This window comes from Serratia sp. JSRIV001 (assembly GCF_019968745.1).
GTDB classification, from domain to species: Bacteria; Pseudomonadota; Gammaproteobacteria; order Enterobacterales; family Enterobacteriaceae; genus Chania; species Chania fonticola_B.
Map to the genome: position 1 here is coordinate 3,734,765 of NZ_CP074147.1, position 22,662 is coordinate 3,757,426.

At 54.9% G+C, this 22,662-nt stretch carries 20 protein-coding genes; 10 read left to right on the plus strand and 10 right to left on the minus strand.

The features are described 5' to 3' along the window. Positions 1-3 precede the first annotated feature (3 nt). Positions 4-1,341 carry a D-serine transporter DsdX gene (gene dsdX, locus KGP17_RS17335; RefSeq protein ID WP_223498044.1) on the minus strand — a complete coding sequence of 446 codons (1,338 nt, stop codon included), beginning with the start codon at positions 1,339-1,341 and terminating at the stop codon, positions 4-6. Positions 1,342-1,552: 211 nt separating this feature from the next. Here dsdX and dsdC point away from each other — a divergent pair, with 211 nt between their 5' ends. Continuing rightward, positions 1,553-2,494 (plus strand): DNA-binding transcriptional regulator DsdC, encoded by a 942-nt coding sequence (gene dsdC / locus KGP17_RS17340; RefSeq protein ID WP_021805831.1) that lies wholly within the window; start codon positions 1,553-1,555, stop codon positions 2,492-2,494. Here dsdC and KGP17_RS17345 read toward each other — a convergent pair. The 6 genes from KGP17_RS17345 to KGP17_RS17370 all read right to left on the minus strand — a co-directional run bounded on the left by KGP17_RS17345 (position 2,491) and on the right by KGP17_RS17370 (position 7,753). After that, on the minus strand, positions 2,491-3,108 hold the full coding sequence (locus tag KGP17_RS17345; protein ID WP_021805832.1) for an ABC-type transport auxiliary lipoprotein family protein: 618 nt from the start codon (positions 3,106-3,108) through the stop codon (positions 2,491-2,493). The genes dsdC and KGP17_RS17345 overlap by 4 nt on opposite strands. After that, positions 3,105-4,046: an MlaD family protein gene (locus KGP17_RS17350; protein WP_059201208.1), complete on the minus strand. Its 942-nt coding sequence runs from the start codon at positions 4,044-4,046 to the stop codon at positions 3,105-3,107. The genes KGP17_RS17345 and KGP17_RS17350 overlap by 4 nt, the downstream gene beginning before the upstream one ends. Before the next feature lie 3 nt (positions 4,047-4,049). Beyond that, positions 4,050-4,847 (minus strand): ABC transporter ATP-binding protein, encoded by a 798-nt coding sequence (locus KGP17_RS17355; protein WP_021805834.1) that lies wholly within the window; start codon positions 4,845-4,847, stop codon positions 4,050-4,052. Further along, complete coding sequence (locus KGP17_RS17360) at positions 4,844-5,989, minus strand: ABC transporter permease (protein WP_223498045.1); 1,146 nt, start codon at positions 5,987-5,989, stop codon at positions 4,844-4,846. The genes KGP17_RS17355 and KGP17_RS17360 overlap by 4 nt, the downstream gene beginning before the upstream one ends. A 217-nt stretch (positions 5,990-6,206) precedes the next feature. Next, positions 6,207-6,524: a PTS system regulator TmaR gene (gene tmaR, locus KGP17_RS17365; protein WP_021805836.1), complete on the minus strand. Its 318-nt coding sequence runs from the start codon at positions 6,522-6,524 to the stop codon at positions 6,207-6,209. Positions 6,525-6,685: 161 nt separating this feature from the next. Beyond that, the gene (locus tag KGP17_RS17370) at positions 6,686-7,753 is read right to left on the minus strand and encodes an FUSC family protein (protein WP_021805837.1); all 1,068 of its coding nucleotides are present in this window, start codon (positions 7,751-7,753) and stop codon (positions 6,686-6,688) included. Between the two features lie 172 nt (positions 7,754-7,925). Here KGP17_RS17370 and KGP17_RS17375 point away from each other — a divergent pair, with 172 nt between their 5' ends. Continuing rightward, the gene (locus tag KGP17_RS17375) at positions 7,926-8,672 is read left to right on the plus strand and encodes a S24 family peptidase (protein ID WP_223498046.1); all 747 of its coding nucleotides are present in this window, start codon (positions 7,926-7,928) and stop codon (positions 8,670-8,672) included. Positions 8,673-8,727: 55 nt separating this feature from the next. Here KGP17_RS17375 and KGP17_RS17380 read toward each other — a convergent pair whose 3' ends face one another. Then, entirely contained in the window at positions 8,728-9,837 is a 1,110-nt protein-coding gene (locus KGP17_RS17380) for an SDR family oxidoreductase (RefSeq protein ID WP_021805839.1), read from the minus strand. Between the two features lie 244 nt (positions 9,838-10,081). Between KGP17_RS17380 and KGP17_RS17385 the strand changes: the two genes are divergently transcribed. The 3 genes from KGP17_RS17385 (at position 10,082) to sbcB (ending at position 12,056) form a co-directional block, all read left to right on the plus strand. Further along, on the plus strand, positions 10,082-10,267 hold the full coding sequence (locus KGP17_RS17385) for a hypothetical protein (RefSeq protein ID WP_021805840.1): 186 nt from the start codon (positions 10,082-10,084) through the stop codon (positions 10,265-10,267). Between the two features lie 75 nt (positions 10,268-10,342). Continuing rightward, positions 10,343-10,546: a DNA polymerase III subunit theta gene (locus KGP17_RS17390; RefSeq protein WP_223498047.1), complete on the plus strand. Its 204-nt coding sequence runs from the start codon at positions 10,343-10,345 to the stop codon at positions 10,544-10,546. Positions 10,547-10,628: 82 nt separating this feature from the next. Then, a complete protein-coding gene (gene sbcB, locus KGP17_RS17395; RefSeq protein ID WP_223498048.1) occupies positions 10,629-12,056 on the plus strand; it encodes an exodeoxyribonuclease I in 1,428 nt (475 codons plus the stop codon). A gap of 103 nt (positions 12,057-12,159) precedes the next feature. Here the strand turns inward: sbcB and KGP17_RS17400 are convergent, their stop codons facing one another. Together KGP17_RS17400 and KGP17_RS17405 are read right to left on the minus strand one after the other, a co-directional pair. Then, on the minus strand, positions 12,160-13,533 hold the full coding sequence (locus KGP17_RS17400) for an APC family permease (RefSeq protein ID WP_021805843.1): 1,374 nt from the start codon (positions 13,531-13,533) through the stop codon (positions 12,160-12,162). A gap of 486 nt (positions 13,534-14,019) precedes the next feature. Continuing rightward, positions 14,020-15,438 carry a glutamine synthetase family protein gene (locus KGP17_RS17405; RefSeq protein WP_094981620.1) on the minus strand — a complete coding sequence of 473 codons (1,419 nt, stop codon included), beginning with the start codon at positions 15,436-15,438 and terminating at the stop codon, positions 14,020-14,022. Positions 15,439-15,835: 397 nt separating this feature from the next. Here KGP17_RS17405 and puuR point away from each other — a divergent pair, with 397 nt between their 5' ends. The 5 genes from puuR (at position 15,836) to KGP17_RS17430 (ending at position 22,589) form a co-directional block, all read left to right on the plus strand. Continuing rightward, positions 15,836-16,393, plus strand: coding sequence for an HTH-type transcriptional regulator PuuR (puuR, locus tag KGP17_RS17410; protein ID WP_021805845.1), 558 nt, complete (start codon positions 15,836-15,838; stop codon positions 16,391-16,393). A 19-nt stretch (positions 16,394-16,412) separates the two neighbouring features. Further along, positions 16,413-17,693 carry an FAD-binding oxidoreductase gene (locus tag KGP17_RS17415; RefSeq protein ID WP_037375448.1) on the plus strand — a complete coding sequence of 427 codons (1,281 nt, stop codon included), beginning with the start codon at positions 16,413-16,415 and terminating at the stop codon, positions 17,691-17,693. Positions 17,694-17,854: 161 nt separating this feature from the next. Continuing rightward, positions 17,855-19,366 (plus strand): sugar ABC transporter ATP-binding protein, encoded by a 1,512-nt coding sequence (locus KGP17_RS17420; protein ID WP_223499679.1) that lies wholly within the window; start codon positions 17,855-17,857, stop codon positions 19,364-19,366. Then, positions 19,363-20,358, plus strand: coding sequence for an ABC transporter permease (locus KGP17_RS17425; RefSeq protein ID WP_037375450.1), 996 nt, complete (start codon positions 19,363-19,365; stop codon positions 20,356-20,358). The genes KGP17_RS17420 and KGP17_RS17425 overlap by 4 nt, the downstream gene beginning before the upstream one ends. Positions 20,359-20,603: 245 nt before the next feature. Beyond that, entirely contained in the window at positions 20,604-22,589 is a 1,986-nt protein-coding gene (locus KGP17_RS17430) for a ligand-gated channel protein (RefSeq protein WP_223498049.1), read from the plus strand. The last annotated feature ends 73 nt before the right edge of the window (positions 22,590-22,662 follow it).

Below are 22,662 nucleotides of genomic sequence, written 5' to 3' on the forward strand. Positions count from 1 at the left end.
GGTCTAGATGATATAAGAAAGCAGGAATGTGGTTCCCAGCGCAATCAGCGAAGCAATAAAGGTGGCCGAGGTATAATACTTAAACATCTCGCTGAGCGTCGCGCCGCAGTATTGTTTCACCAGCCAGAACAGCGAGTCGGTGACGATGGTGCAACCGATGGCACCCGAGCCAATGGCCAACGCGATGATCTCCGGGCTGACGCCAGGGTAATGCGGCAATACGGGGGCAACAATAGCCGTTGCTCCCATCATCGCCACGGTGGCCGACCCCACCGCCGCATGCAGGCAGATAGCCACCAGCCAGGCCAGCAAGATCGGATGCATGTCCATATTCGATAGGATCACGGCCAGCGTATCCGCCAGCCCACTGGCTTTTAATATGCCGTTGAATGCACCGCCGGCCCCGATAATCAGCAAGATGTTGGCGATGGAAGAGAAGCCGTTTTCGGTTTTGGTCAGCAAGGTGCCCATGCCCATATTGCGCCGAATCCCCAGCACGTAGTAGGCCACGAAGGCGGCGATAAACATGGCGGTGATCGGGTTGCCGATAAACTCCAGGAAGGTATACAGCGCACTGTCTTTGGCCATATAGAGTTCCGCTGCGGTTTTCACCAACATCAGAATGATCGGCAATAGCACGGTAAACAGTGTGGCACCCAACGAAGGCAAGTCCTGCTCGTTGCGTACCTCCACGGAGGAAAACTCGGCGGGTACGGGTTTGAACGGCAGACGCTTACCGACCAACTTGAGGAACAGTGGCCCACCGATCAGCGAGGCGGCCAACCCGACAATCAAACCATACACAATCACCGAGCCCACATCGGCACCCAGCTTGTTGGTGACAAACAGCGCCGCCGGATGCGGAGGAACCACACAGTGCACGGCCATCAATGCGGTACACAGCGGGATCGCCAACTTCAGCAAGGAGGTATTGGTTTTTTTGGCAATCGAGAACGCCAGCGGGATCAGCAACACCACGCCCACTTCAACAAACAGCGTAATGCCGCAGACCAGCCCCACCAGCACCATGATCACGTCAGCCGACAGCCAACGGCACTTTTGCAAGGTGATGCCAATGCGTTCTGCCGCCCCGGACACTTCCATCATGTTGCCCAGAATGGTGCCTAAACCAATCACCGCCGCCAGGAAGCCCAAGGTCCCGCCGATACCGCCTTCAATGGCATTGACCATTTCCAGCGGGTTCATGCCCATCAGGGCCCCCACATAAAAACTGGCCAGCAACAGCGCCAGGAACGGGTGGATCTTGAGTTTTACGATAGTGAGAATAATGATAATGATGCTGCTTAGTAACGTAGCGACTACCCAGATCTGCGAGTCCATGTTCAGCGTCCTTCCAGGATAAATTTCACTCCTATTGGAAACTAACGCCCCAGCGCTGACAAACGATCAAAACGCCTCTTCACATGAGCCAGATTCAATCAATCAGGTGATTTCGGTCAACATTTGGTACTATTTCTGTCTTTGACTCACATTGCTTCATCTTTAAACCCCCAGCTTCGATATAATCTGGTTTATTTCACCGGTGATAAGCATGTACGACGACAAGCACCAGCTCGCCCGCAACCGGCACCTGAATGGCTATCAGCTAGCCAAGTTGCATACGTTTGAGATTGCCGCGCGGCAAGGCTCATTCGTGCTGGCCGCCGAAGAGTTGGCGATCACCCCCAGCGCCGTCAGCCATCGGATCAACAATCTGGAAGCCGAGTTGGGTTTCAAGCTATTCCAGCGCTTTCACCGCCGGATCGAACTCACCCCTGAAGGCGAGCGGTTGTTCTGGGTGTTGAAATCGTCACTCAGCTATCTCAATCAGGAGATACTGGAGATTAAAAGTCAGGAACTGTCTGGCACCCTGACTATCTACTCCCGCCCGTCGATTGCCCAATGCTGGCTGGTGCCCAAGCTGGCAGACTTCGATCGCCAATATCCGGCCATCAGCCTGAATATTCTCACCGGTAACGAGATGGTGAACTTCCACGGTGCGGGGATCGATCTGGCGATCTATTTTGATGATAAAACGCCGGAGAAACTCGATTGCCAGCATTTGATGGATGAGTCGATTGTGCCCGTTTGCAGCCCGGAGTACGCCGAGCGCCATGAGCTAGCGGGTAATCCCGCCAACCTGCGCCGCTGCACGTTATTGCACGATCGTCAGGCATGGAGTTACGACTCGGACATTGGGGAATGGAATACCTGGGCTAAACACTTTGACCTGGAGTTTGCTGAAGGCCAGCGCGGTATGGGATTTGATCGTTCGGATCTGGCGGTGATCGCGGCCATGAACCACGTGGGAATTGCCATGGGCCGCAAGAAGTTGGTGAGTAAGCGCCTGGAGAATAACGAACTTATCGCGCCCTTCCCCGGCATGGAAATGCAATGCGCCCAGCGCTACTACATTTCCACGCTCTCGGACCGGCAATGGCCTAAAATCAACGCCTTTATCCAGTGGTTAAAGGCCATGGCCGACGAGTCTTAATTAGCCGCCTGCTGGCGCGCCCATGCCAGCGTCTGCGCTGCCAGCTTATCGCTGGCCAGGCCAAAGGCCTGCACGACGTTGTCCATCGATGTGCCGTGGATCGGCTCGCGCACCGCAAAACTACGGCTGGCCATCACTCGGCGATCGGAGGTGCGAACCAGGCGAGCATCAAAGCGGATCACCACTTCGCCCCGATCCCCGTTATAGACCCCTTGGAAGGAGGACAAATCGCCGCCTAGCTCAAGATCTGCCTGTAAATTGTCATCGTCGCTGCTCACCGAGCGGAAATGGCCGTTAGTACGGAACTCCTGGATCAGGCGATTACGCAACAACAACGGGGCCGGATCGCTCCAGCGTGAACCGCTAAAAGAGGTGATCTCCGCACCCTGAGGCTGCACAGCAATGCGCGTACCGTTCAAAAACTGGCTGGTATTGGGCTGCACGATACGTACCGAGCGTTCAGACGCCTGGCCCCCTGCCACGGCCACTGGCTGGGCTGGCAGCAAATACACCTGCTGTATCGGGCTTTCCGGCAAAATGGTGCAGGCGGCCAGCGGCATCACGGCCACCAGCACCAACAACCGAAGCATCTGGCGAAGTTTTAGCTTAATCATTTAGGGGTAAACTCCTTGGTACGTTCGCGGCCCCTGAGCAAGGCGGACGGGTTCTCTTCCAGGCGGCTCATGGCACCGCGTAAGGTCAATAAGGTTCTGCGTAATTCATCTACCGCCGGGCCAAGATCGTTGAATCCCTGGATGCCGCTATTCAGTGACTGCTGATTTTCACCAATCAGCTTGTTGAGCAGTGCAGTGGTTTTCTCAAGCGAAGCCATGGTATTTGCCGCATTGGTCACCAATTGCTTGCCCTGCCCGTCCAGCAACACGTTAGCATTGCGCACCAACCGATTGGTCTGCGCCAGCGTATCGTTGCTTTGCTTGGTCACCAGCGCCAGCTGCTGCAAGATGGTGCGGATATCTTCACGTTGCCCGGCTACGGTAGAGGTGATCTGTTCCAGATTATCCAGCGTATTCACCAAACGCTGCTGATTGTCCGGCGTCATGAGCTGATTCAAACGCACCAGCACCTGGTTGACATTGCTCATCACATCTTCGCCATTGGCGAGCAACTGGGTCAACGGTGATGGCGTGGCGACAATCACCGGGATTGCCCCATCCTCTCCTGTCAGCATCGGGCTGGTTTCGCTCCCACCGCTGAGCTGAATATTGGACGTACCGGTAATGCCAGCTATCGCCAGGCGAGCCTGAGTGTCCTCACGGATCGGTGCAGAGGCCGTGACCCGAATGCGCGCCCAGACTTTGGTCGGCACATTGGGATCCAATCGCAGCTGAGTGACTTCCCCCACGCGGATCCCACTGTAATTGACCGTGCTGCCCTGTGACAGGCCACTGACGGCTTCATTAAACACGATATCGTACTGCTTGAACTGGCGATCGGTGCCGGACTTGGTTAGCCACAGGCTGAACAGCAGCACGGCAGTGAAAATAATGAGCGTAAATAAACCAATCAAGACATGATGCGCACGGGTTTCCATTTGTTATTGCCTCTCTGGGATATTCGTTACGGCCTGCTGTGCCGCCCGCCCACGCGGGCCGTGGAAATACTCTTGGATCCAGGCATCGTCAGTGGCGGCCACCACCTCCAGCGTATCCACCACCAGCACCTTCTTCTGCGAAAGTACCGCTACCCGGTCACAGATTGTATAAAGCGTATCGAGATCGTGGGTGACCAGAAACACCGTTAACCCCAAGGCATCGCGCAACGTGCGGATCAGGCTGTCAAAGGCGGCGGCACCGATGGGATCCAGCCCGGCCGTTGGCTCATCCAGAAATACGATTTCCGGATCCAACGCCAGCGATCGGGCCAACGCGGCACGCTTGACCATGCCGCCAGAAAGCGAGGCCGGATACTTGTTGCCGGCACTGGCAGGCAGCCCGGCCAGCGCCAGCTTCACCTGGGCCAGCTGCTCGGCATCACGGCGCGGTAAGCCTGCGTATTCAATCAGCGGCAGCGCCACGTTTTCCGTCACCGTCAGCGAGCTGAACAAGGCACCACGCTGAAACAGCACGCCAAACCGCCTTTCCAGCACAGAGCGGCGCGTACCAGAGAGCGCCATCAGATCCTCGCCAAAGACGTGGATCTGTCCAGCGGTTGGGCGGCGCAGACCAACGATGCTACGCAACAGCACGGACTTGCCGGTGCCCGAACCACCGACCACGCCCAGGATTTCTCCTCGGCGCACGTCCAGATCGAGGTCCACATGCACGCATTGGGGGCCAAAACAGTTTCGCAATTTACGGATGCGAATAATGGCTTCAGGGGTCGTCTGGCTCACACGCCCATCTCCATGAAGAACAGTGCAGCGACCGCATCCAGCAGGATCACCACAAAGATTGAATGCACGACGCTGGCGGTGGTATGAGCCCCTACCGACTCGGCGCTACCGCTGACTTTAAACCCTTCCAAACAGCCGATAATGGCAATCAGGAACGCAAATACCGGCGCCTTGCTCATCCCCACCAGGAAGTTCTGAAAACCGCCGCTACTCTGCATGATGGTTAAAAACATGGTGGGTGAGATATCCAGCGTCAGGGCACAAACCACCATGCCGCCAAAGATGCCGCTAATCATGCCGATGAAGGTCAGCATCGGCAACGCCAGGAGCAGCGCCAACACGCGCGGCAGCACCAGCAGTTCAACCGGGTTCAGGCCCATCGCCTGAATAGCGTCTATTTCCTCATTGGCCTTCATCAGCCCAAGCTCTGCGGTAAAGGCGCTGGCGGTACGGCCCGCCATCAAGATAGCCGTCAGCAGCACTGCGAACTCTCGCAGGAAGGAAAACACCACCAGTTGCACGGTAAAGATGCTGGCACCGAAGGTAGACAGGACGGTTGACCCCAGGAAAGCGATGACGGCCCCTACCAGGAAGGTCAGCAGCATAATGATCGGCACCGCGTTCAGGCCGATTTGCTGGAGATTGGCTACCAGTGAGGTGATCCGCCAGCGCGTAGGGCGTAACAGATTGGCAAACAGGGTTTGCAACGTCAGGCCGATAAACCCCAGCAGGGCAACCAGGTTGTGCCAGAAATTTTCCATCGACCGGCCGACGTTGGCCAGCAGTTCGATCGCCAGACCGGGCGGCTTTTCTGCCGGTGGTGGCGTAAATCCTTGCAAGGCACGGCCAACGGTTTCCAACAGCACGCGGCGTTCCACAGGAAGCGTGGGGGCTAACTGTTTGAGATCGGATATCCGTTGGTCACCCAGCAGATTGACCAGCAAGGTGGCACCTGCGGTATCCAGGCTGCCCAGTTGGCTGAGATCGAACACCACATCGGCCGGCAAGCGGGCTTGCAGTTGCCCAACGGAGGGTTCCAACAGGCGATAATGTGCCAACACCCAATCCCCAGATGCCAAGATACGGGGAGGATGGAGCGTCTCGTCCAGGTTGAGAAAGGTGCTGAGTTGCGGTTCTGCCATCGATGACAGCCTCTGCTGGCGAAGAAATTTATACCCGTCGTCCTTCAAGCAACATCGTGAAAGCGATTGGGCAAAGTCTATTTATAACATTAGCGTAGCGGCTTTAAGCAGATTTGCTATAGCACGGTAACATATCGTTATTCTTTATGGTCGTTCGGGGCGCTGCGCCCCTGAAAAGACGCAGGGCCGGGAGATCCCCAGCCCTGCTTGACGCGAATTACTTCACTTCGCCCATTGCTTTCAGCTTTTTGGACAGTTCGCGGCGTTCTTTCGACAGATCGGCATTTTTGATGATGTAATCATCAACGCGATCTTCATAGTCACCGCGCATGTTGGCGATGATGCCCTGAATGTCTTCAATGCTCATGCCCGGCTTGATGTACTCGCTCAGGTTGTCGAGCAGCAGCACACGCTTCTGGTTGTCACGAATTTTCTTTTCGTTGTCGACAATTTCACGCTGTAGCTTGTTTTTACGGCGGAACATACGCACAAACTCCAGAACGTCCTGGAAACTCGGCTTATTTGCATTATCCATCTTTATACCCTTGCTTTAGTAATACACAGATTCATTTGCTTACGGCCACAATGATACCAAGATACAGGGTTGTGGCCGTCAGACACAACTGTCATTGCCTTATCTTACCTACTTTAGCGCATTGACCCTATCCTGATGCACCTGCTTCATGATCTGATCCACTATTCCTGAGTATTGGCCGTACAGACCTTGAGCAGATCGCCCAACTCTTCCAACTGCTGCGCCAGTTCCATGCTCAGCCAGACATAGCCATAGATCGGGGCTTCGCTGAGTTGAGCGGCACTGGCCTCTTGCATTAATGCCTTCAGCTCTGCGGAGATATCGTTCAGTTCCCCGGCAATAACCTGTGCATGCAGGGGTTCACCATCTCGCATAATACTCGCCAGCGATTCGATCGCGCGCTGCGTCAACAGCTGTGAACTACGCAAGGTTTTGGCATTAAGCATAATAAAATGGGTTTCACGCGAGGCCCAGTAAGCATCGGCTAACAGCTCCAACGTGCAAACCAGATTGCGGCTCAGGGTTTGTACCGCCTCAAAGACCGGTTTGGCGATATGAGTCTCTTTGCTGGCGGGGGCGATCAGTGCGCGTAGTTTTACCACATCGCCCAGCAAGTTTTTGAGCCGGGGCTCCAGCCGGGGCCGCTCAATCATATTGGGTGAAAGGTAAGCGCCGTAGATCTTCCCTACCGTCTCCAGGCAATCCGCCATTTTCATTCGCCACAATACATAAGCCCGCTGCGGGTAGATGCTGGTAAACAGCAGCGCCAGCAACGAACCAAAAATCACATCGCCACTGCGCCACAGTGCGATAGAGATATCGCCAGCCCCGGCACCGATGACCACCGCCAGCGTAATGCCCACCAGCAACGCCATATAGGGCCGTTTGCCTAGCGTCAGATAACCACAGGCAAACATCACCACCCCGCACCAGGCCAGCATCAGCGGCAGTGAATACAGCTCCAGATATAGCGCAATCAGACCAGAGGCCGCACCAAACACCGTACCGGCAATACGCTCCAGCGCTCGTTGCAGCACGTTACCCCAAAAAGAGATCGGCCCCATCACCACGATCAGCGTGATCAACGGCCAGGTACCCTCCGGCACCGCCAGCAGACGGATCAGCAGAAAGGTCAGGATAAAAGCCAACCCGATCCGTACCCCGTGGACGATGCGGTAATTACGGTAGATCAGATGTTCAAAAGAAGAGATTTTTCTATCCAGACGCACGCTTGTACCCGCCAACCCTGCTGTAAAACCCTTATTTTAGTGGAACAATGCGGCTGACGTACAACACAAGCTGTTGAAAGATGTTTCCTGGTTAGGAATAGGTTTAGGTTGGCGCTAAAGATTTTAGCGGCGAAGGATTTACCTTTTTGCTAAAGAGTGAGATCATCGGCCCATGGAAACCAAAGAAATCAGGCGCAATAACCTGCGCGATCTGATGGCACGTTTCGCCCGGCAAGGCACCAACCAGAATGAGTTTGCTCTACTGGTGGGATCTTCTGCGCCAACGCTGAGCCAGATCACCGGTGAAAAATCCTCCCGCAACCTGGGCGACAACCTCGCCAGACGCATTGAGGCCAAACTCGGCTTGCCCAAAGGCTGGTTCGATGTGTTCCATGAGAAGGATCTGGAACAGCCGTTTGCCAACGTGGCGGCCGAGTCTGATTTCCAACCGGCACGGCTCAAACCCGTGGTATGGGAAGATACCGAGCAGGACAAGGAAGAGTTTGTGGAGATCCCATTGCTGGATATCGATTTCTCCGCCGGTGACGGCTGCTACGAAATTGTCGATAGTGAAGAGTTTTCGCTGATCTTCCGCCGCTACTATCTGCACAAGATGGGGGTGCCGGTAAACGCGGCGCGCATTATCCGCATCTCCGGCTCCAGCATGGAACCCCGATTGCAGGATGGGGATGTGGTGGGAATCAATACCGCCGATACCCGCATCCGCGAAGGGAAAACCTATGCGATCCGCCACGGCAATCTGTTACGGGTCAAGATCCTGATTGAGCAGCCCGACGGTGGCGTGGTCATCCGCTCTCTGAATCGGGAAGAGTATCAGGATGAGCAGCTCAGCTATCCACAGCGCAAAGAGCAACTGGTAGTGCTGGGCCGGGTATTCTGGTCTTCCTCCTCCTGGTAAGATCCTGGAAGCGGGCGCAGCATGCGGCGCCCCTCCGTAACCAACCATTCAGCCTCTATTTAAAATCCACCGCCATTTGCTGCGGTATCGACAACCCACGCGTCGATTGCACACAGCGGCCAATATAATCGGTAAAGCGCGGCGGTTTAGGCATACCGAGCTTGAGGATTTTTTCGTTGCTAAAGCGCACGTTCAGCATGGCAAAGGAGCCGTACAGACGCATCGCTTTCAACATCAGGCGCTCATTGCACGGCCCGAAGATATCCTTCAACTGTTTGCGCATTTGCAACAGGGCTTCGTAGCTGACCTGTGCATAGCGATCGCCCACCGGTGGCTCCTCTAATGCGGCGGCGATGGCATAATCGATATCTGCAAAACTGACGCTGCTCTCCTCCCCCGCCGAAATATGGTAAACATCGTTATCCAAGCTCTCGCGGTTAAGCAGCATCACTAACGCATCGGCGCAATAGTCCACCGGGATCACATCGATACTATCTTGCAGCGAACACATAAACTTACGCAACATCAACGCCATACTGAATACCCAGAAAATACTGCTGGAGGGTTTGCAACCCAACTGCGTATGCCCCACCACGATCGAGGGCCGGGCGATCACCAGCGGCAGCTGTGGGCAGGTTTGCCGCATCAGTTGCTCGATAGTCGATTTGGAGCGGGTATATTCCACCAAGTGTTCGGCGGTTTCCTCAAACTCGGCGCTTTCTGCCACCAACGAACCCACCTGAGGTGAGCAAGACATTGCCGTGCCCACATGCAGAAAACGTTTTAATCCAACCACCTGAGCCATTCGCTGCGCAAATGCCAGAGTGCCTTCAACGTTAACCTTCCAAATAAGGGGGTTGTTACCAAATGACGCCACCGCGGCACAGTTAACGACATGGGTTACCTGGTTAATTCGGGCGTCAGACAAAAAGTATTCAGGTTCGCTTAAGTCACCCAGTAAAATATTCTCTACAGTGAGCTTATTCAGAATGTTTTTATCTATATTGAACTTTTCCATATTAGTGAAAATACGGTTCAAGCCCTGCTCTTCTGTTTCCGCACGCACCAATAATAGATAGTTAACCTTCTGATTTTCTTTCAGTAACTTTTCAAGCACCGCACCACCGAGAAAGCCAGTCGCTCCAGTCAACAGTAACGTTTTCATCTTACATACCTACATTTGCATTGAATGAGATGGAGTGTATGCCTATATTTATAAACCAGAAGTAAATAGAAATTAACTGATTACGTAACTACCCCTATTAATATTCTCTTAAGGAATATCCTGAAACACTCACAGACAATGAGTAACAGCTCAATGCCTCTTTCATTCCGTTTGTTTAATTAACATTTATGTTATCTCTGATTTAATTAACCAGATTAATCCCATACGCTTTTTAGGAGCTATCATGAGCTACAACCAAAAGGTCTGGCTGGCTGTATTAACGGTTTGCACGCTATTCTGGCTTGCCCTGATTAGCGGTCTGTATACCTATGCTAAATCATTGGATCATCAGCACGATCATGGCCAGCAAGAACAAGCGATGAGCATCAAGCCAGTAAAGCACCACCCCACTCTGGCACAGGCGCTATGAAGGTTCTGCCCTGAATGAGGTAGCGACAAATTCTCTTTAGCCAAATATTATGCGCTATCGAATAGGGAGAAAGACATGCCACGACCACTGGATGGCCTACCCCAGCAAGAACGTGAAAAGATCCAAACCGATTTGCTGGCACTCAGAATTATTTATAGCGAACGCTACGGCTACGCCGCCGAGTGGGAAAGCGCCGAAACGCACGTCCCCACGCATCTACGCGGCTACTTTCAGCAACGGTTGAACTTCTATCGTGCTGCGCAGCGCCACTCAATTTAACGTTAAGCCTTAACCAATACTTGGCATCGGTGATCGCGCCGTTACAATAGGGCTATTCCCTACGCCAACAAGAGATGCGACTTTGAGCAGCAAGGCACCGGCCACATTCTACATCCACGACTACGAAACCTTCGGCAAAAGCCCGTCAATGGACCGTCCGGCGCAGTTTGCCGGGGTGCGTACCGATATGGATTTCAACATTATCGAAGAACCGCAGGTGTTTTACTGTGCGCCAGCCGATGACTACCTGCCTGACCCCGAAGCGGTGATGATCACCGGCATCACGCCTCAGCAGGCGCTGGCCAAAGGTGTTAACGAGGCCGAGTTTGCCCGCCGTATTCATGAAGCGTTCAGCGTCCCTGGCACCTGCATTCTGGGTTACAACAATATCCGCTTTGATGATGAAGTCAGCCGCAACATCTTTTACCGCAGCTTCTACGATCCTTACGCCTACAGCTGGCAAAACGGCAATTCCCGCTGGGATCTGCTGGATGTGATGCGGGCCTGCTACGCCCTGCGCCCGGAAGGCATCATCTGGCCAGAAAACGAAGATGGCTTTCCCAGCTTCCGTCTGGAACATCTGACGCGTGCCAACGGCGTTGAACACGAACACGCTCACGATGCGATGTCCGATGTGCATGCCACCATCGCCATGGCCAAGCTGGTCAAACAGGCGCAGCCAAGGCTGTTTGACTACCTGTTGCAGCACCGCAACAAGCACAAGCTCAATGCGCTGATCGACGTCGCGGAAATGACGCCGTTAATGCACGTTTCCGGCATGTTTGGCGCGGCACGGGGTAACACCAGTTGGGTTTCACCCCTGGCCTGGCACCCGGACAATAAAAATGCGGTGATTATGTGCGATCTGGCAGAGGATATTACCCCGCTGCTGGAACTGAATGCCGACGAGCTGCGAGAACGCCTCTACACCCGCCGCGATCAATTGGCGGCCGATCAGGCCCCGGTGCCGATCAAGCTGGTGCATATCAATAAATGCCCGGTGCTGGCTCCGGCCAAGACGTTGCTGCCAGAAAACGCAGACAGGCTAGGCATCGATCGTCAGGCGTGTCTGGATAATCTGAAGGTGCTGCGCCAACACCCGGAGATCCGTGAAAAAGTGGTGGCCCTATTTGCCGAAGCTGCTCCTTTCACCCCGAACGATGATGTGGATGCCAAACTGTACGACGGTTTCTTCAGCGATGCCGACAAAGCAGCGATGAGGATCATTCAGCAAACCAAACCGCAGAATTTACCCGCGCTGGATTTGACCTTCAGCGATGGCCGGATGAAAGAGCTGCTGTTCCGCTTCCGCGCCCGTAACTATCCCAATACGCTGGACGACGCAGAGCAGCGCCGTTGGTTGCAGCACCGCCAGGAGGTGCTCAGTGCCGAGCGGGTGCAAAGTTATATCTTGCAACTGGAGTCGCTGTACAACCTGCACGAAGGGGATAAAGAGAAGATGGCGCTGCTAAAAGCGCTGTTTGATTACGGTAAACAGTTGGTGGGGTAGCATCAACACACCTTCTCACTGAGTGGCATTACATTTCTTCAAGCAAATAAAAAGGGTTCCAACATGTGGAACCCTTTTTGCTATCGCGAAGCAGAAGAATGGATTAAGCCACGTCTTCGCTTGCTTGTGGCACCGGCAGGCTGAAGCTACGGGTGACAAATGTCAGATACAGCAGACCAATCGCCGCCCAGACCAGACCCAGCGTCATGGAACTGACTTCCAGGTTGACCCACAATGCACCGACGGTTAACGCCCCCAACACCGGCAGGATCAGGTAGTTGAAGGTGTCTTTCAGCGTACGGTTACGTTTCTCGCGAATGTAGAACTGTGAGATCACCGACAGGTTAACGAAGGTGAACGCAATCAGTGCGCCAAAGTTGATCAGTGCCGTAGCCGTGACCAGATCGAACGAAACGGCAGACAGCGCAATCGCACCGACCAGCAGCACGTTCAGCGCCGGAGTACGCCATTTTGGATGCACATAACCGAAGAAACGCTCCGGGAATACGCCATCACGGCCCATGACGTACATCAGGCGGGAAACACCCGCGTGAGATGCCATACCGGAAGCCAGTACGGTTACGCATGAGAACACCAGGATCACCGACTGGAAGAACTTGCCAGCCACATACAGCATGATTTCCGGCTGTGACGCATCAGGATCTTTGAAGCGCGAGATATCCGGGAAGTACAGCTGCACGAAGTACGACACCACGATAAAGATCACGCCGCCGATCAAGGCCGTCAGGAAGATGGCTTTCGGGATCACGTTTTCTGCGTCTTTGGTTTCTTCGGATAACGAGCTGATGCCGTCAAAGCCGAGGAACGAGAAGCACAGAATGGTCGCACCGGTGATCATCGGCACCACGTGCGCGTTGTCAGACCAGAACGGACGGCTGCTCACCAGCGTACCAGCGCCTTCACCGTGGGAGATACCGTTAATCACCAGGCCCAGGAACACGATCATGATTGCCACCTGTACCACCACGATTATGGAGTTCAGGTTGGCCACCAGCTTGATGCCACGCAGGTTGAACGCCGTCATCAACCCAACCAGGGCCGCAACGAAGATCCACGAAGGCACGCCTGGGAAAATGGCTTCCAGGTAAATTTTTGCCAACAGGATGTTGATCATCGGCATGAACAGGTAGTCCAACAGTGATGACCAACCCACCATAAAGCCGACGTGCGGGCTAATGGCTTTCTGGGCATAGGTATAGGCAGAACCGGCTGAAGGGAATTTCTTCACCAGTTTGCCGTAGCTCAGGGCGGTAAACAGGATCGCCAGCAGAGCAAAGGCGTACGCGGTCGCGACGTGACCGTCGGTCAGGCCGGAAACGATGCCGAAGGTGTCAAAGATGGTCATGGGCTGCAAATAGGCCAGACCCATCATGACGACCGGGACTAAAGTCAGTGTTTTACGCAGTTGGGCGCGTTGGCCGGCAGCGGGTGCGGCGGTGATGATGTTATCGGACATCGCGTAGCCCCCCCTTACCTTCAGTCTTGCGGATAATAGACACGCCAAGACTCAAGGTTGCGGGGAAACTTCGCAACGTGCGACTGAATTCTAAAAGGGGGATGAGGGAAGCTGGATAACTAGGCACAATAGCCTGTGTTGCTCCATAATCGCTGCGACCGCAACGGAAACCGGCGTGCACCGGTGCCAAGGTGAAAAATTGCCCCATCTTTCTTATCCTCATGAGTCACGACCATAAAGTTTTGGTTGATCGCGACGAACCTATTTATCTATCCGGCTCGATGTCCGGCCTCGCTTGATGTATGAAACGCACGTTGGTAGAACATAATGCAAAAAAAATAACCGACGCGTTAAAACGTCGGCTATCTGCATTTCGCGTATTTTGCCATAAGATCGCAGAAAGACAAGATCCTGAAACCTTCTAATACAAATTCTTTTGCTTAATATCAGGAAAAACGCCCTTCATTGCCATCAGGGTACCTGATGTCAGGCATTTTTCAGCATCCAGTCGATCTCGGTTTCCGTCACCAACCGTTCAAACTGCATCAGTTCCCCCATTTTGCAGGCGTGATAAACCTGTGAAAAGCGTTCGCCGAGGTAGTGCGTCAGTTCGTGCTGATGCTCGAATTCGTACAGGGCATCGCTTTGGCGGATCGGGAACGGTAGCCCCTCCTGTTCCAAACCGTTGCCGGTCACTGGCTCAGGCAGCGGTAATTCGGTGTCCAGCCCGTACAGCATCCCCGCCAGGATAGTCGCCACCACCAGATAAGGGTTGGCATCGGCACCGGCAACGCGGTACTCCACGCGGTGGTTCTGCGCATCGCCACAGGGAATACGTAACGCCACGGTACGGTTGTTATGCCCCCAGGACGCCTGGACCGGCACATACATCCCCGGCTGGAAACGGCGGAACGCATTCACGTTGGGCGCCAGCACCGCCATCGATGCGGGCATCAAGGCGATCATCCCGGCTAATGTCCGCTTAAGCAGCGCCGAGTCTTCGCCATCCGCTTCGGCAAACAGGTTTTTCCCCGCACTGTCTACCACGCTGAGATGGACGTGCATGCCACTTCCCGCGTAATCCTCATAAGGTTTTGCCATAAAGGTGGCATGCATATGGTGATGTTCGGCCACTTGGCGCACCAACCGCTTCAGCGCCAGCGCATGATCGCAGGCTTGCAGCACGTTGTCGGTATGATTCAGGTTCACCTCGAACTGGCCGGGGGAAGCTTCAGCCACCGCGCCATCCGCCGGTAGCCCTTGCATCTGTGCCAATGTGTCGATGTCGTTGAGCACCCCAGCAAAATGGTTGAGGTTATCCAGCGAATAGACCTGGCTCTGTACGTTGCGCTCCTGGGTGCCCGGTGCGCACGGAGGCTGCAGATAACCTTCCGAGTCTCGCTGTCGATCGATGAGATAAAACTCCAGCTCTACCGCTACCACCGGGAACAGTCCGCGCTGGCGCAACGCCTGCCATATTCGGTTCAGTACATTGCGGGGTTCAACGTCAAAGGGAGTACCATCTTCATCCAGCATGGTCAGCAGCACCTGACCGATATGTTGCGGATCCGCCGCCGACGGCGTCAGCGTACCGGGCACGGGCATGCAGATCCGATCCGGCTCGCCCAGTTCCTGTCCCAACCCGGCCTCTTCCACCACGTTGCCCAAAATGTCCATAGCGAACACCGAAGCGGGGAAATAGCAGCCTTTTTCAACTTTTTTCAGCCCGGAGACGGGAATGCGTTTACCGCGGAAGGAACCATTGAGATCGGTGAGAAGGATATCGATATACTGCGTGGCAGGGTGGCGTTCCAAATAGTGAGCAACCTCACTTTGGAACGCGCTACTTCGCCTTTCTTCATTATGCTGTGCAAAATCTTCTACTACTGCGCTATTGGTTTGCATACATCACCTGCCGTTGTGCTCTTGGGAATGCCTTCGCATCCGCTTGCCGATTGACTTAACACATGGTCTGATTTCTCTGTAGAGTGCGCCACAGACTGGCGCTCAAAATAACACCCATAATATGAAACATAGCTTTAACATAAATGGTTTGCAAATGTTACAATGGCGTTTGATTATTCGCCAGGGACTGCTAAATTGATAAAATATTGACCGAAAAGGCGTTGTTTGCGCTTTGTTGGTACAGAATTTCTTCCGCCAGACCAGGGGGAAACATGGGCAATATATTTTCCAACGGCCGCCCAACAACCGATATCATGTGGTTTCGATATCACTTAGACAGGTACCCGGCTCCGGGTGTGATCCCAACCTGTCGCTCCTATCAGAAGGAACTACCGCTATGAGCGAAGTCAGCTTGGCACCAGGCAAGCGCCTGTCGCAGATCCGTCAGCACTTGGGTTTGTCACAGCGCAGGGTCGCCGAACTGTCCGGATTAACCCACAGCGCCATCAGCACCATTGAGCAGGACAAAGTCAGCCCTGCCATTAGTACGTTACAGAAACTGCTGAAGGTCTATGGGCTATCGCTGTCTGAATTTTTTGCTGAACCTGAACGGCCAGATGAACCCAAAGTGGTGATCGAGCCGGACGATCTGATCGAGATCGGCAGCCAGGGCGTTTCGATGAAGCTGGTGCATAACGGCAGCCCTACCCGCAGCCTGGCCATGATGCTGGAGACCTATCAACCGGGCACCACCACCGGTGAGAAGATCAAACATCAAGGCGAAGAGATCGGCACACTGCTGGAAGGAGAGATCATGCTGACGGTCAATGGCCAGACCTATCTGCTGACCGCTGGCCAGAGCTATGCCATCAACACCGGCATGCCCCACAGCTTCAGCAATACCTCAACGCGCGTTTGCAAGATCGTCAGCGCGCATACCCCAACCACCTTCTGACAAGACCCCCGGAGGAGTGATGATGGAACATGTTGCCAGCTATTATGCCGCCAGCGCCAACCCCCATGCTCCTTATCCCCAGTTGAACGAGGCTATCCGCTGCGATGTCTGCATCGTCGGTGGCGGTTTTAGCGGCCTCTCCAGCGCCCTGCACCTGACCGAGGCCGGTTACGACGTGGTGGTGCTGGAAGCCGCCCGCATCGGTTGGGGAGCCAGTGGGCGCAACGGTGGGCAGGTGGTGAACTCCTACAGCCGCGATATCGATGTGATCGAGGCTCGCTACGGCCAGCAAACTGCAGCCATGCTCGGCAGCATGATGTTTGAAGGGGCGGAGATCATTCGCCAGCGTATCGATCGCTACGCCATCGCCTGTGACTATCGCCCCGGAGCGGTTTCTGCCGCCTTAACCACCAAACAATTTAACGCGCTAACGGAAAAAATGGCGCATTGGCAGCGTTATGGCCACCAGCAACTGGAACTGCTGGACGGGGAAACCATGCGCCGCACCGTGGCCAGCGAACGCTATGTCGGCGGGCTGCTGGATCGCCAAGGTGGCCATTTGCATCCGTTAAATCTGGCGCTGGGTGAAGCCGAAGCGGTACGCCGCCACGGCGGGCGGCTGTTTGAACAATCGGCGGTCACCCATATCGATTATGGTCAGCCCGCCACACTACACACTGCTCTTGGCTCCGTCAGTGCCAGCTTGGTGATCCTGGCAGGCAACGCCTATCTGGGGGAAAAGCTGGAACCCCGCCTCGGCCGCCTGAGTATGCCCTGCGGCTCGCAAATCATCGCCACCGAGCCTTTATCTGCGGATATGGCTCTATCGCTGCTGCCCGATAATTACTGCGTTGAAGACTGCAACTATCTGCTGGATTACTTTCGCCTGACGGCAGACAACCGTTTGTTATACGGCGGTGGCGTGGTCTATGGCGCACAGGATCCAGCAGATATCGAAGCCAGGATCCGGCCCTTGATGCTCAAAACCTTCCCGCAGTTGAAGAAGGTGCGCATCGATTACCGCTGGACCGGCAATTTCCTGCTGACCCTGTCGCGCATGCCACAGTTTGGCCGCCTGGAAAATAACGTTTACTACCTGCAAGGCGACAGCGGCCACGGCGTGACCTTGACCCATCTGGCAGGCAAACTGATTGCCGAAGTGCTGCGCGGCGACGCGGAACGCTTTGACGCATTCGCTCAACTCCCCCATTTGCCGTTCTTCGGTGGCCGCCATTTACAGGTGCCATTTACCGCCCTAGGTGCCGCCTACTATGCCCTGCGCGATCGCTTAGGGTTCTGATCCCGCTTTTTATCTACGTTATGCCATTTTGCATGTTGCAAAAATGGCAATTCATGTTACAAAAGAGTTTCTTTAGCCGTCTATACATCCAAATGAATTTCACGTTGCCGCCACCACGCCGCGATTTGAAACACGAGGGGCGCAACGTCTTCAGCCAAACTATGCCGACCAATACCGCTTCACGCCTGGAGATGCGCAATATCTCCATCGCCTTTGCCGGGTTCAACGCTCTGCAAAACGTCGATTTTACGCTGCAAGGCGGTTCAACCCATGCGCTGGTGGGAGCCAACGGCGCGGGCAAATCCACGCTGATGGGCATTCTCTCCGGCGCGCATAACCATTACCAGGGTGAAATTTTTATCGACGGCCAAAAGGTCGATATTCATTCGCCGCTGCAGGCCCGCCAGCACGGGATCCAGGTGGTGCAGCAGGAGGTGGATATAGCGCTGATCCCCACGCTGTCCGTCGCGGAAAACATCATGCTGGACTGGCTCAATCAGCCGGGCCATCTACTGAACTGGCGGCAGTTGCATCGCCAGGCTGCCGCGCTGTTGCAGCAGCTTGGGCTGAATATCAACCCACGCCAACGCCTGGAAGCCTGTACGTTGGCGGAGAAACAGCAGGTGCTGCTGGCTCGGGCACTATCCCACCGCTGCCGTTTTCTGGTGCTTGATGAGCCGACGGCTCCACTGGACAGCAATGAGAGCGAACGCCTGTTCCGCATCGTGCGCCGCCTGCGCGCCGAAGGCATCGGCATCGTGTTTATTTCCCATCGTATCCACGAATTGAAAACCGTCTGTGATCATTTGACGGTCCTGCGCGACGGTCGCCATGCCGGTGAAAGCAGCATGCAGGGCCTGAGCGGTGAACAGATCGTCGAAAAAATGCTGGGCCATTCGCTGGACGATATCTTCCCGGCCCCGCGCCCACAGCACGGCTCGCGCCCGTTGCTGCGGGTAGAGGGATTGCACGATCGCCATAAACTGCGTGACGTTTCTTTAACCCTGCATCAAGGGGAGATCCTAGGCATTGCCGGGCTGGCGGGCGCAGGAAAAACCGAGCTTTGCAAAGCGTTGTTCGGCGCAACCCCCAGTAAATTGACGCAGGGAGAGCTGCGCGGCAAACCTTGGGCACCGCATTCACCGCATCTTTCGGTAGAACAAGGCCTGGCGCTGGTGCCGGAAGAGCGCCGCAAGGAGGGCATTTTTATCCACGAAGCCGTCCCAATGAACCTGAGCGTCAGTGCCGATGATAGCTTCTCCCGCTGGAGCCTGTTCAGCCGCCGCCAGGAACTGCGCTGGGCCTTAGAGATAATGCAACGGCTTGGCGTACGGGCCTCCGGCCCACAGCAAAAGCTGGCCCGCCTGTCGGGCGGCAATCAGCAAAAAGTGGCGATCGGCAAATGGTTACGTGGCAACGCCGAGGTGCTGATCTTTGACGAACCCACCAAAGGCGTAGATATCAAGGCCAAACAGGATCTGTTCCGGCTGATCGACGGTTTGGCTCGTGACGGCAAAGGCATTATCTATGCTTCCGGCGAGTTTTCCGAGCTGGTGGGCCTGTGCGATCGCATCTGCGTGTTATGGGATGGCCGCGTAGTGGCGGAGCTCAACGCCGCCGATATTGATGAAGAAACCCTGTTACTGTATTCCACCGGAGGAACTCCTGCGTGAGTAAAGCATTGTCCCTGAAAAGCGTTCTGCCCTGGCGCCACCAACTGTTTGAGTTTTTGTATAAATGGGGGATGTTGCTCACCGTTGTCGCCTTGATCGCGCTGTTTGGCCTGGCTTCCGACAATTTCCTCGAAGCCAACAACATCATCAACATTCTGCGTTCGATCGCCATCGTGACGGTGATTGCCATTGGCGTGTCGATCTCACTCTCGGTGGGCGGCTTCGATCTCTCCGTCGGTTCTACGGCGTCGTTGGCTAATGCGTTGGTGATTTCGTTGTTTGCCTGGTACGGCTTCGGCACTACCGGTGCCATCGTGCTGACGCTGCTGCTGTGTACGCTGGTCGGCCTGTTCAATGCCTTTTTGATCGTGGTGCTAAAGATCCCCGATATGCTCGCCACGCTCGCCAGCCTGTTCGTTATCCAGGGCGTGGCCATGACCTACAGCTACGGCGGCTCCATCACCCAGAATATGGTGCTGCCGAACGGGGATATGGCCGAAGGCGTGATCCCAGAGGTGTTTTCCTCTCTGGGGCAGGTGCCGGTGATCGTGCTGATTATGCTGGCGGTGACGGTGATCATGCAGCTTTTCCTGTCGCTGACCAAGCATGGCCGCCGGATGTATGCCATCGGCGGTAACCCGGAGGCCGCCCGGCTTTCCGGTATCCGCACGGTACGTTACAGGGTTACCGCATACGTGCTTTCTTCGCTGCTGGCGGGCCTTGGCGGCATTTTGCTGGCGTCACGTATTGGTTCCTCACAGGTTAACGCCGGAGGCGGTTACCTGATGGATGCGGTAGCGGCGGCCTATATCGGTTTCTCCCTGGCGGGCTCCGGCAAACCTAATGCGCTGGGTACCCTGGTTGGCGCGATTATCCTGGGCGTATTGCAAAACGGCTTGGTGATGCTCTCCGTGCCCTACTACGCTATGGATATCATTAAAGGGCTGGTGCTGGCATTGGCACTGGCGATCACCTACATCCAAAAACGCTAATCCACCCGGCGCACCACCGCGCTGCGCCGGGCTATCCCCCCTTTTCCCCGGGTTTGAATATATTACCGAACAAATATACAAATGATAGTTGTTATCATTTGTATTTACATTCATGACGATTTCCTTACAATGGCCTGACGTTTTCCTCACGCAACGAAAATTCTCGCGGCAGCGTGAAAACATATTCTTTTAAATCAAACAACTAACAGGAAAACCTGTTGACCTCGGACGGGAATATTTAACCCATGGAAAAGCCAAGCTATAACACTTTAACCGCGTTAATCCTCGCATCACTCGCCAGCGGCAGCGCTCTGGCACAAACAGAAGATACCATGGTGGTCACCGCCTCCGGTTTCCAGCAAAGAATTCAAGACTCGCCGGCCACCATATCGGTGATCCCTCGCCAACAGTTGGAAACCCGCGCCTACCGCGACGTCACCGATGCGTTGAAAGACGTGCCGGGCGTGGTGGTAACCGGCGGTGCCAGCAGCAGCGACATCAGCATTCGTGGGATGTCCTCTAAATACACGCTGATCCTGATCGATGGTAAACGTGTCGATACCCGAGGCACCCGCCCTAACAGCGACAACGCCGGTATCGAGCAAGGTTGGCTGCCGCCATTGCAGGCTATTGAACGTATTGAAGTGGTACGCGGGCCAATGTCTTCTCTCTATGGCTCCGATGCCATGGGTGGGGTGATCAACATCATCACGCGCAAAACCTCCACCACTAAAGACTGGGTTGGCTCCCTGCAAGGCGATGCCACCATTCAGGAAGACCGGGATTCCGGTGATATCTACCAGACTAACGCCTACGCCTCTGGCCCGCTGATCGATGGGCTGCTTGGCCTGCGGGTGAATGGTCTGTTCTCCCATCGTGGGGAAGACCACTTTACCAATGGCTTTAACGAACAGCGTATGCGCAGCGGCACGGCGGTATTCAGCCTGACGCCGGATGAGAAAAACGATTTTGATTTCGAAATCGGTCGTTCCCTGCAGGATCGCAACAGCACACCGGGTAAGTCCGTCGCATTAGAAAACTGCCGCAAAGGCGTTTGTAAGCCGAACTCCTCCAGCGACAATCTGTATACCCGTAATAACTACTCGATCACCCATAACGGCTATTACGACTTTGGTAACAGCACCAGCTACGTTCAACGGGAAGAGACCAATAACCCCGGACGCAACATGAAGATGTACAACACCATCTTCAACACCCAGACCCAATTTGATCTTGGTTCCCACATGCTGAACCTCGGCGGGCAATACCGCTATGAGAAACTGAGTGACGGTGGCAACCAGTTGGAAGCGGCTGACGGTCTGGACCAACTGACCCGCTGGAGCTGGGCGCTGTTCGCCGAAGACGAATGGGCGCTGACCAACGATTTCAGCCTGACCACCGGGATCCGTATGGATCGCGATCAGAACTACGGCAGCCACTGGACACCGCGCATGTATGGCGTGTGGCACCTGACAGAAATGTGGACCGTGAAAGGCGGGGTTTCTGCGGGTTATCGCTCGCCAGACCTGCGCCAGTCCTCTGCCAACTGGGGCCAGATCACCGGCGGTGGCGTGAGCAACGGCATCATCGTGGGTAACCCGAATCTGAAGCCAGAAAAAAGCATCAGTGAAGAGGTCGGTATCCTGTGGGATAACCAGGAGGGGCTGAACGCAGGCATCACTCTGTACAACACCGATTTCAAAGACAAGATCACCGAAGTTCGCCGCTGTAACAGTTCAGAGGATCCGGCCTGTACCATCGGTAACACCACTTATGATTTCGTCAGCGACCGCGTCAACGTGGATAAAGCCAATATGCGTGGTATCGAAGTGACCACCGGTTGGCAGATCACCGAAGACTGGAAGCTGAGCACCAACTACACCTTTACCGAATCTGAACAAAAGAGCGGTGAGTTCCAGGGCAAGGCGCTGAACCAGATGCCGAAGCACATGATCAATGGCGTGCTGGATTGGCAAGCCACCGAGGATCTCGGCCTGTGGTCACGCGTTAACTTCCGCAGCGAAACCTCGGAATACCTGAGCCGCACCTCAATGGCGGTCAGCACGCCATCCTATACTTTTGTTGATGCCGGGGTGAGTTACCAGGCGCTGAAAAACCTGCAGCTTAGCGGCGGAGTTTACAACATTCTGGATAAAACCGTGGATTACGACCACTACAACACCACGCTGGATGGCCGTCGTTATACCGTGGGCATGACTTACAACTTCTGATTGCCAAACAGAGTTTGTACCAAGGGGCTGCCATCGTGCGGCCCTTTTTTTGTTTGGTTTTTAGCTGGGGGGA